9 protein-coding genes and 1 pseudogene are annotated in these 10,483 nt (G+C 43.4%); 4 read left to right on the top strand and 6 right to left on the bottom strand.

The window, feature by feature from the left end:
- On the top strand, nt 1-1,481 hold a 1,481-nt coding region (locus tag ACFE90_RS31100; protein WP_375506194.1), incomplete at its 5' end, for a DUF4912 domain-containing protein.
- Between the two features lie 276 nt (nt 1,482-1,757).
- Entirely contained in the window at nt 1,758-2,807 is a 1,050-nt protein-coding gene (locus ACFE90_RS31095; protein WP_375506193.1) for a serine hydrolase domain-containing protein, read from the top strand.
- 40 nt (nt 2,808-2,847) lie between these two features.
- Here ACFE90_RS31095 and ACFE90_RS31090 read toward each other — a convergent pair whose 3' ends face one another.
- Nucleotides 2,848-3,651 (bottom strand): D-alanyl-D-alanine carboxypeptidase family protein, encoded by an 804-nt coding sequence (locus ACFE90_RS31090; RefSeq protein ID WP_375506192.1) that lies wholly within the window; start codon nt 3,649-3,651, stop codon nt 2,848-2,850.
- A 102-nt stretch (nt 3,652-3,753) separates the two neighbouring features.
- Between ACFE90_RS31090 and ACFE90_RS31085 the strand changes: the two genes are divergently transcribed.
- Nucleotides 3,754-4,671, top strand: a complete 918-nt coding sequence (locus ACFE90_RS31085) for an AEC family transporter (protein WP_375506191.1) — start codon at nt 3,754-3,756, stop codon at nt 4,669-4,671.
- A gap of 228 nt (nt 4,672-4,899) precedes the next feature.
- Here ACFE90_RS31085 and ACFE90_RS31080 read toward each other — a convergent pair.
- From ACFE90_RS31080 to ACFE90_RS31065, 4 genes and pseudogenes are all read right to left on the bottom strand, one after another.
- Nucleotides 4,900-6,347, bottom strand: a pseudogene (locus tag ACFE90_RS31080) (DUF3370 domain-containing protein).
- A 384-nt stretch (nt 6,348-6,731) separates the two neighbouring features.
- Nucleotides 6,732-7,391, bottom strand: coding sequence for a tRNA (adenosine(37)-N6)-threonylcarbamoyltransferase complex dimerization subunit type 1 TsaB (gene tsaB, locus ACFE90_RS31075; RefSeq protein WP_375506190.1), 660 nt, complete (start codon nt 7,389-7,391; stop codon nt 6,732-6,734).
- 94 nt (nt 7,392-7,485) lie between these two features.
- Complete coding sequence (locus tag ACFE90_RS31070) at nt 7,486-7,635, bottom strand: hypothetical protein (RefSeq protein ID WP_375506189.1); 150 nt, start codon at nt 7,633-7,635, stop codon at nt 7,486-7,488.
- Between the two features lie 133 nt (nt 7,636-7,768).
- A complete protein-coding gene (locus ACFE90_RS31065; protein ID WP_100899275.1) occupies nt 7,769-8,017 on the bottom strand; it encodes a Ycf34 family protein in 249 nt (82 codons plus the stop codon).
- Between the two features lie 273 nt (nt 8,018-8,290).
- On the opposite strand from ACFE90_RS31065, the gene ACFE90_RS31060 reads away from it, so the two are divergent.
- Entirely contained in the window at nt 8,291-9,577 is a 1,287-nt protein-coding gene (locus ACFE90_RS31060; RefSeq protein WP_375506188.1) for a CCA tRNA nucleotidyltransferase, read from the top strand.
- Between the two features lie 581 nt (nt 9,578-10,158).
- Here ACFE90_RS31060 and ACFE90_RS31055 read toward each other — a convergent pair.
- The coding region (locus tag ACFE90_RS31055; protein WP_375506187.1) for a tetratricopeptide repeat protein at nt 10,159-10,483 on the bottom strand (325 nt) is incomplete at its 5' end.

Genomic DNA, 10,483 nt, shown 5'->3' with positions numbered 1-10,483 from the left:
GGGAGATATCCGAAGTCAAAAAGGCAGCGCTGCACCAACAGGGTGGCTCTCAATTAGTAGTGCAGCTGTATGATGTAACTGGGATTGACTTGAGTTATCAAAGCCCTCACTTTGTCCAGCAGTATGAATGTGACGAGACAGCACACGATCGCTTGGTGGAAATTCCCATCAGCGATCGCGACTACATAGCAGAAATTGGCTATGTCGCTTATGGCGAGTACTGGTTGTTCATCGCCCGTTCACCAATTGTTCGTGTCTTCAGTCCAGTGCATCCAGATCCCATAGTTGATGATGTGGCGATTGCGGATGAAACAGATATTCACTTAAAAGACGCTCAAGAAGAGATCAGTGAAGAAGAAAGCAGTATTGTCCTCATACCTCGTACTTCCCAATGGGCTGATGTCTCTTGGGAGATTTCTGAAACCAAGAAAGCAGCGCTGCGCCAACAGGGCGGCTCTCAATTGGTAGTGCGGCTGTATGATGCAACTGGGATTGACTTGAGTTATCAAAGCCCTCAGTTTGTCCAGCAGTATGAATGTGACGAGATAGCACACGATCGCTTTGTGGAAATTCCCATTAGCGATCGCGACTACATAGCTGAAATTGGCTATGTCGCTGATGGTGGTCGCTGGTTGTTCATCGCCCGTTCAGCGATCGTTCGTGTCTTCAGCCTAATGCCTACAAATCCCACCGTTGAAGATGTAGCATTAACAACCGAAACACTTATTGTTCATACAAATCCCACCGTTGAAGATGTAGCATTAACAACCGAAACACCTATTGTTCATACAAATCCCACCGTTGAAGATGTAGCATTAACAACCGAAACACCTATTGTTCATACAAATCCCACCGTTGAAGATGTAGCATTAACAACCGAAACACCTATTGGCTTGGTAGATGTCCAAGAAGAGAGTAGTGAAGAGGAGAGCAGTATTTTGCTCACACCCCGCACTCCTAAATGGGCTTATGTCTCTTGGCACATTTCCAAAGCTCACAACGAAGCACTGCGACAACAGGGCGGCTCCCAATTGCTAGTGCGGCTCTACGATGTGACTGGGATTGACTTGAGTTATCAAAATCCCCAGCTTGTACAGCAGTATGAATGTGAAGAAGTAACACGCGATCGCTTTGTGGCTATTCCCGTCAGCGATCGCGACTACATGGTTGAAATTGGCTATATCGTTGGTGGCGATCGTTGGTTACTTATAGCCCGTTCACCTAATGTTCGGGTTTTCAGCCGTTCCCACGAAGATTTTTGGTTTGTAGCAGATGCTGAGTTGATTATTCATGGAGCAACCCAACCAAATACAAGCGTAAACATTGGTGGCCATTCCATCAAAATCAAACCTGATGGTACTTTCCACCTACGTCTTCCCTTTTCAGATGGTTTAATGGACTATCTCATAACGGTAGCTGCTGATGGGGAATCCACTAAAACCATTCATAAAAAGTTCTCTCAGGAAACTTCCGAAAGCTAGTAATTTCCTAAATTATCTCCTCGAACCCTATTCTCCCCTTTTAGGGGGGAAGGGGAGAGGTGAAAGTTTATCCAATTTGGGTAAATCTAGCTGGTTTTAAAGCCAAAAGCTCGACCCCATCTAGTAGCCTTTACAAATTATGGAAGAATATTTTCAGCGCAAATATCCAAGTAAGTATCAAAAACCAGTGCCTAAGAGTCCAGAAAACCGCAGACGAAACTAGACGTGGGGCAGAGGGTAGGGGGCATTGTACACTTGTACTGAGTGTTGCCAATTATGATTGACGACTATATTCGAGCCATAATAACTCAAAACCAGATTCCAGGAATTTCTATTGCAGTGGTGCAGGAAGGTGAACCTGTTTTAGTTAAAGGCTATGGACTGGCAAATATTGAACACTCTGTTTCAGCTACTGAACACACAGTTTATGAAATTGCGTCTGTCGGTAAAACTTTCACCGCTACAGCCGTAATGATGTTGGTGGAACAAGGGGTAATTTCGCTAGATGATCCGATCGCAGATTATCTCGATCATCTACCCCTAGCTTGGCAAAATGTCACAATTCAACATATTCTGTCTCATCAGTCTGGAATTCCTAGCTATACTGATGCTCCAAACTATTGGGAAATTACCCATCTTAATTTATCGAAATCTGAAATTTTGGCTCTAGTTACTCACCTACCTCTCAAATTCCAACCGGGTGAGTTTAGCGCCTATGACAACACAGGCTACTATCTACTGGGTTTGATTTTAGAAAAGGTAACTGGACAATTTTATGGAGATTTGTTGCAAGAGCGCATTTTTGCTCCTTTGGGAATGAACGCAACCGTGATGAATGATCCCAAAGACATAGTGCCACACCGGGCTGCTGGCTATCGCTTGCCAAACAGCAAACTCGTTAACAAACCTTACTACAGTCCTTCTGTTACTTATTCTGCTGGAGGTCAACTTTCCAGTGTAGAAGATATGGTGAAGTGGGAACAGGCGCTTTGTGGTGGAACTCTATTAAAGCAATCAACCCTTAATAAAATGTGGACTCCTCATTTTCCCAATCAAAGGGATGATTGGGAAAAATTAAGATATGTTGCAGGTTTAGGTTGGTGGGTATTTAATTATGGCGATCGCCGAGTAGTGGGTCATAATGGTTCGATTTTAGGATTCGCAAGTAACATTACCCGCTTTATTGATGACAAAATTACCGTGATTTTGCTTTGCAATCTAGATAAAATTTCCCGGCCAGATGCGATCGCTAAGAAAATTGCTGAATACTACTGTCCAGTTCTTACGGAATTAGTACTTCAGCCTCCATTAGGGGAGAAGGAGTAAAACCGATTACTCCTGAGCGAATTATCTTGACTCCTGTCTCCTATGGTGATAATTTAGCGGGTTTCAAATTTCTGGCTTTGTAGAACATTTCCAAACTATCGCGATCGCCTACAAAACGCCAGTGCCAAGGTTCATAACTCACACCTTGAGCATTATCTTTAGGAAATGACATTTCAAAGCCAAAACGCGCTGCATTAGCTTGCAGCCACTGATAAGCCTTGGTATTGTCAAAGTTAGTTTGGAGATTAGTTGCTGGTACTGAACCGTCTCCAACATCCAGAGCATAACCTGTGTGATGTTCGCTATGACCAGGAGGAGCGCTGAGGGCAGCTCGTTGTGCTGGCGTTTGATTTCGTTGGGCACCGACAGCAAAAAACAACTGCTCTTGGTCTTTGACTGAGCGAAAGCCAGAAATTGGCACTAATATTACACCTGAACGCCGCGCTGCTGCTACCATCTCCTCAAACTTTTGGGCAGCAGGTTTTCGCATTCTAATGCCCCTGTTTGCGGAGATGGTTACTAGTTCTGACTCAGGGGCTTCTGGATATAGAAAATGCCCTAACACAGTATCGCTGGAATTATTAGATGCTGCTGGACTCGCAGGAGCAGAAGTAGCTGGTAAAAGTTGAGAATCGGCGGTTTTTTTAGGTGCAGTGACGAAATACAAAAAACCGCTAATTAAAAACAGGAGGATAAATCCTGCAACTCCCCCAAAAAGCCAAATTCGGGGTTGCAACCAAAATTTAGGTGTTGCATCAGGGGTATCGCGTACAGCCACTGGAATATCATCACCAAAGTCATTTGATGAGTTTTGCGGTTTTCCAGAAAACCCAGCCTTATTCAAGGGTAAACTCCTGTTTTTGTGGGATAACCATAACAGATTTTGCACTGGACAAAAGTAAACGTAACAGGTAGCATTTTACATCTGTGGTTTTTAGGCGCAATCTTGACAAACCTTTTAGAACTATACGTCAAGCTGGGAGGATTAGTCCTGGTAGGTTTTATTCTGGGACGCAAACTTCCTGTGACAGTTCCTACACGTTTGGGACAGTTTCTTTTTTGGGTGGGAGTACCCATCAGCATAGTATCGTTTTTGCGTCAATCTAGCTTGTCGGGGCAAATTTGGATTGCACCTGCGATCGCTTACCTCGCCATTTTACTGGGAGCATTTTTAGCTTGGTTAGGGATTAAAGGACAAGCCTATTTTAGAAATACTGTCCCCCAACCACCAACTCAGGCTAGCTTGATATTAGCAGCAATGTTGGGTAATACAGGTTATCTTGGTTTTCCCATCACCTTAGCAATACTAGGCAAGGAATACTTTGCTTGGGCGCTATTTTACGATTTGTTAGGTTCATTCCCAGGAGCCTATGGCTTGGGTGTTCTAATAGCAGCCCGTTTTGGCGGCGGTGTCCAGAATCACTGGCAGATTATTAAGGCCATTTTAATTAATCCTGCCCTATGGAGTTTCGGATTTGGCTTGCTGGTTCGGGAAGCGACAATTCCTACAGTAGTAGAATTCTGCTTGGAGAAATTTGCTTGGAGTAGTGTAGCTTTATCTCTTGTGTTAATAGGAATGCGACTAGGGCTGCTCAAATCTTGGCGTAGCTTACCACAAGCAGGGATGAGCTTGGGAATCAAAATGCTGCTAGTTCCCTTGATATTGGGCAGTATCTTACCACTGTTTGGATTAACTGGTTCCACAGCAAAGGTAATTGTCTTACAAATGGCAATGCCTCCAGCTTTTAGCACACTGGTAATTGCTGAGACATTCAATCTTGATCGCGATCTGGCAGTTACTGCCTTAGCTGCTGGGGCTATACTATTGTTGCTTACTCTCCCACTTTGGCTGTGGCTGTTTTAGAACAATGCCATCATTGGTAAAATACTTATTGCTCCTAAGTTAAGTTCTTTTGGAGCTTCAGCTAATCTAATTATTTTGTTCAACAAAAGACTAGCAAATAACAAAGGTATGCACCATCCGTTACTCATATATATTAAAGTAATGAATTAATTATGCGGACATGATATAACTTTTCTTGATAACCAGCTTTTGATCTCCTTGACAGTTTCCGGGCTGAAGAAGTATTTCTCACTTTTCTAAAGTTCTTACACTCAGCACTTGCGGTGGTGTCGAATCTGGCGGATAAATCACATCTACCTGTACTATCCGCTTAGTCAAAGGTGGAAGTACAAGCTGTACCAACGGTTCTAACACCTGACCAGTTCTGTGCCATAGATGTATGTAGCGCGTCTTTTGTTCACCTTGGTCATCGAAATAGCGTAGCCGCACTGTACCACGGAAGAAAGGAAAATCTAGGGATGGTTTACGGAAACGCAGACCACCTTGGGATAATTTATCTTCCTTCAAAGGTGTTTCTAAAGTAACAGTTACAGTCTGGTTTTGGTTAGTATTATTGCTTAAGGGTAAGGTGAGTTTATATTCCACCCCATAATTACCATGTGCTTCATAAGCCGTATCTGGATAACGTACCAGCATTTTGGCCGTTTGGATTTGTTGAGTGCCCAATCGACCACTAAGCAATGTGTCTAAAGCATAAGAAATAGCTTTGCCATGCTGGGGAATAGTCAGATTTGGGCTTTGGGGATTATCCACCAACTTTGCTTGCCATTGGGAACCACTAGACACACCAGCTACACGCCCATAAATCAGTGCGCCACTGGTAGCATTTGGAGGAGTTGGGGTTTTATCTCGCGGCCCGGCGAAGTTCCCCGTATTTAGTAAAGCTTCCCATTCTGCGAGAGTGGGTTGGCGTTCTGTATTATCAGAATTTTTCTTGGCAAACATTGCTAAACTTGCCACATAAACTCGATCGCTACTCCGCAGCCGCATAAAGCTAGAGCGACCATTCACGGGCTTTTCTAGATTTCGTACAGGAATCGGATGATTTAGTAACATCTGACTTTTTCCTGGAGGAATTATCAGCTTTGCCGGAAAATCTGCTTGTCGAACACCTCGGAGTACATCACCAACAGCGCGTAGACGCTCTTAGCGGCTTGTCGCTAGACATCGCCTGGCCCTGAGTAAGCCTTACCATCGTTATTTTCTATGTAGGGGGATAAGGTGACAAAAGGCGCATCCTGCATCAAATAACTCGCTGCTTGCAATACATCTACTGTTACAGGTTTTTTACCAGGGTTATACAGAATTACCCCCAGGTATAGCGTTTGTAAATCCTTGGGAGTGTGGCTGTAGTGGTGGGCGAATAAGTCAAAGCGTCCCTCCAAAGGAAAATTGAGGTGCGCTGCTGGAACTTTTTTACCATTTGTAGGAAAGGTAGAAACTAAAATACCCTCGGTTTTAATCCATTCTGGGCTATTGCTGTTAAAAACGGGTATTGTATTCAACTTGCCTGGTAGAGGTCGAACTTCTCCTAGTTGCACGATTTCTTGAGGTGCTGGCTTTGGTGAAGTTTGAGCGATCGCTGAATTATCTTTATGAGTTGTGCATCCAAAGGTTTGAGTTATGGCAAGTCCTAATACAAGCATGAATACAGATGATGGTAAGGGAGATGGCATAAATTTGAGCAAAAATCAAGCTGTGGTGTTAAAGATAACAAGTTCTTACTACAAGTTCCTGGAAGCGCATTTCTGAGAATGCGTTCGCCCTACAGCCCTTTGGGCATCCTACGGCAGGCGTTGGCGCAGCCATCGCTGTTTGTAGTACTTGCTATTTAACACTCACGTTTCACCTTTACTACTCCCCCTCTGCTATCAATGTTTTAGGACTAGGGCGTGTTTTCAAACTACTCGTTTAGCCTCCTAACTTTTTAGATTTCCCTAAATCCCCCGATAAATTGGGGGACTTTGATAAGTTTTTGCCCCCCTTTTTAAGGGAGGTTGGGGGAATCTAAGACTTTGAAAACACGCCCTAGTCCTATGTTTATAAATAGTTTAGAAGCATTATGCACCCTGTACTGGATGCTGCCCATAATATGGCAAAGCCTCTGACCAATTAGGGAATTTGCCCTCTTGCCAATCGAGATTAGCTAGTTCCAAAATACTTGTCACCGTTGCTGCTAACCCAGATTGGGCTTGAATCAACTGATAATCAGTGTTCCAATTCACTAAAGTTTCCTGCCATGCTTCGGGTGTCAACACTCTATCTGGCAAACACACTTTTAGTTTAGAAACATCTGGCTCAAACTGATAAATAGCAGCAAAAATTTGACCTCGTTGTGCTGGCATTTCCACAGCAATGGTTTTGGGATTTTGACTTTTACCTGCTTCTGACCAAGCTAGTGCAGCCAAAGTAGAAATCGCAAATACAGGAATATCTAACTGTTGCCCTAAAGTGCGAGCAGTGACAACGCCAATTCGAGTTCCTGTAAAGCCGCCAGGCCCTTTTGCAACTGCGATAAAGGACAAATCTGCCCAAGTTTGCGGTTTGATAAATTCAATTAAATGTTGATGCACTAAGCTAGATAAATCACGCCCCAAATTCCAAATTTGAGAGCGATTTTCACCAGCAAAGTTACTAATTGCCAAACCTAATTCTGGTGTGGTGGTATGTAGTGCTAAAGCGTATTTATTTATTGCAAGGTCTTTTAATTCCGTTGTCAAAGTTACTTAAAATATCTATTTTTATAGAGTTAACGCTATTTATTTAAGCATATAACATAGCAGTTCTTAATTGAATAGGTTACGAACAGAAGTCTCAGGGCAAAAGTTTTGCTGTTTCAACAAAATTAGAATGCGATGGCGCAAGCGTCCGCCGTAGGCGATCGCAAATGTTCGCTTGCTGTTCACTCTCTAATAGCGATCGCTTTCCTGACATCTCCTCCCCATACCATGAATTCGCGATCATTGAAGAACGAAATCTCATTACAGCAGAAATCATCTATTTGAACCACATCTGACGTAAGGACACAGCAATGCTGTGCCCCTACCGCCTGTCTATTTAGCTGAAAATAGCTGTAAGATACACCAATCATTTTCTGTCAAGTCGGCACTAATTCACCAGGACGCAACTTCGACCACTTACCCGTTTCTCGCTTAAAGCTCAGACAACCAACAACATCCCATTCCATTTCAATTACATCATCTTTAGTCCGAATGTTGACATTGATAGAAGGTTCATTCGGATCAAAGTTCGGTGTTTCGGTCAAGTGAGGCTGTTGGTGCTGCCCTTCTACAGCATGATAGGTAACACATCGGTCTACATAGTGGCAATTCACGCAAATACACATAATAGAACCAACTCCAGGGGCCTTTATTGTTAATCTAACGTAAGCCCAACTGTTATTCATGAGTTGCTGGGTTGATTTTTATTACAATGCTTGAAGAAGAATTCAGAATTCAGAATTCAGGAGCGGAGCAAGGAAAGTCCGTTTTCGATCAAAATCAACAGCGTGGGGGATTCAAACCCGCCACTGACACCGTAGCCTCTACTTTTCTCTACAAGATGCTACTCGTAGCTTGCTTCACCGTAGGAGTACACAATCTAAAATCTAAAATCCAAAATGGTATTAGCTCCCGAAAATTGGCCTTTCAGCTTGGAATTCTTGCCACAACCCGCTTACATGGTAGGTGGCGCTGTACGAGATGCTCTCCTTGGCAGAACTCGCGAATATCTGGATTTAGATTTTGTTATACCATCTAAGGCGGTAAAGGTAGCGAGAGCGATCGCTCATCATTACAAAGCTGGTTTTGTGTTACTCGATGCAGAACGACAAATTGCTCGTGTGGTTTTTCCCCACGCCACGGCTGACTTTGCCCAGCAGGAAGGAGATAGTATAGAAGTTGATTTGCACAGACGGGATTTTACAGTAAATGCGATCGCTTATAATCCCCATACCCAAGAAATCATCGATCCTCTGCAAGGTTATGTAGATTTACAACAGGGCATTTTGCGAATGGTATCACCTGCGAACCTAGAAGATGACCCTTTACGGTTAATGCGAGGTTATCGCCAAGCCGCCCAATTAGGTTTTACTATTGAGCCAGCTACTCAAGCCGCAATTCGTTCTTTGGCATCACATATCAGCAAAGTTGCAGCCGAACGAGTTAGGGTAGAAATTGGCTATCTACTCAGCAATTCTCAGGGTACTCCTTGGATCACAAGTGCTTGGGAAGATGGTTTACTTGCCCCTTTCTTCAAAAATGCCACCCGTGAAAGCTTGCTCAAACTAGCAGCAGTTGACAAAGCAGCTGCTTTAATGATCCAAAATTGGCAACAATTAGGGACACAATTGCAAGAATATGTCCGCGATAGTATCAAAACCACTTGGTTAGGTATTGCCAAACTTGCTTGTCTTGTCAACCCAGATCCGGAATTAGCAGAAATAGAGCTACAGGAACTAACTTATAGTCGTGCCGAAATCCGGGGTGTAACCACTGCCTTGAAACTGTTACCGCAGCTTCAAGTAGTCGATATGTCTTTGCGAGAACAATACTTTTTCTTTCATGACGCAAATATTGTGTTTCCCGCTACGACAGTATTAGCTGTAGCACTTGATATTTTAGTAGAGGCGATGTCTGGTGACAAGCCACTACACACAGCAGTGGAAACCAAAGCAAAATGCTGCCCTATTTGGGCACCTTTGATCAACCGCTACCTGAACCCTGATGATCTGGTCGCTCATCCCACTCCACTAGTGAGCGGGAAGGAGCTAATTATAGCATTAGATATTCCAGCTTCGCCAATTATCGGGCAACTTTTGAGAGAAATTGGTGTAGCACAAGCTGAGGGGAAAGTTTCAACAACAATAGAAGCGATCGCTTATGCACGTCGGTTACTTGAAGGTTAGATATTAATTCACTTTTTTCGGTCAGAATTAATTCTGTTAGCGGTAGCGGGGCGTTTAGCCCATTCTCACTCCTGATACCAATTCCAGAAAAAGAAGAAAGCCGCTCAAAAAATTGGTTGCAATTTAATCGTTAACCCCACAGCACAAGAAGTTTCTTAGAAGAAATCCGGGGGTAGCGTAGCAAGCTTTCGGCTCAATGATATACCAAAATGAATGCGTGAATTACTCAAATGAGAAAGCAAACTGGAGTTTGAGAAAGTAAAAGCTCATTTTACTTGCGGAAAACACCAAAATGAGTAAGTAAACTGGGGTTTGAGAAAGTAAAAGCTGCTTTTGCTTGCGGAAAACACTAAAATGAGAAAGTAAAAGCTGCTTTTGAGTAAATCAAAGCTTATTTTGAGTAAGTAATCAGGCATTTTTACTTAGTTCAATATGAATTTTAGTTTAGGCGATACCTTCTCTACGAAACGCTACGTGTAGCTTGCTTCCCCGTAGGGGTACGGTAAGCTTTCCTGCGGAACGCTGCATGATCGCTAACGCAAATCTAACTTTTAACATGGTACGCTTTGCACAAAACTTGCCTATTCTTGATTTGAGGAGGGGCGATCGCGTAAGTGTGCTAAATTATTACGCACAGTAATAGTATCAGGATGATTTGTGCCTAACCGTCGCTCAAAAATATCTAATGCTTGCATATACAATGGTTCGGCTTGGCTGTATCTGCCTTGGGAGTTGTAGAGTCCCGCTAGGTTGTTGAGACTTTGTGCGACATCTGGATGTTCTTCTCCCAGCAGCTTGTGCCTGAGTGCCAAAGCTTGGATGTAAAGGGGTTCGGCTTCGTTGTATCTGCCTTGACCTGAGTTCGACGTAAAAAAAAAGTCTCTAATCCAGGCAGAAACGGGGTTG

The organism is uncultured Nostoc sp. (assembly GCF_964245445.1).
Taxonomy (GTDB): Bacteria; Cyanobacteriota; Cyanobacteriia; order Cyanobacteriales; family Nostocaceae; genus Nostoc.
This window is presented reverse-complemented; position numbering and strand designations above follow the sequence as displayed.

Excerpts from the sequence above, each read along its gene's own strand:
- ACFE90_RS31095 (WP_375506193.1), top strand. The coding sequence starts at position 1,758 with ATGATTGACGACTATATTCGAGCCATAATAACTCAAAACCAGATTCCA.
- ACFE90_RS31070 (WP_375506189.1), bottom strand. The coding sequence starts at position 7,635 with ATGATCGCGAATTCATGGTATGGGGAGGAGATGTCAGGAAAGCGATCG.
- ACFE90_RS31065 (WP_100899275.1), bottom strand. The coding sequence starts at position 8,017 with ATGTGTATTTGCGTGAATTGCCACTATGTAGACCGATGTGTTACCTAT.
- ACFE90_RS31060 (WP_375506188.1), top strand. The coding sequence starts at position 8,291 with ATGGTATTAGCTCCCGAAAATTGGCCTTTCAGCTTGGAATTCTTGCCA.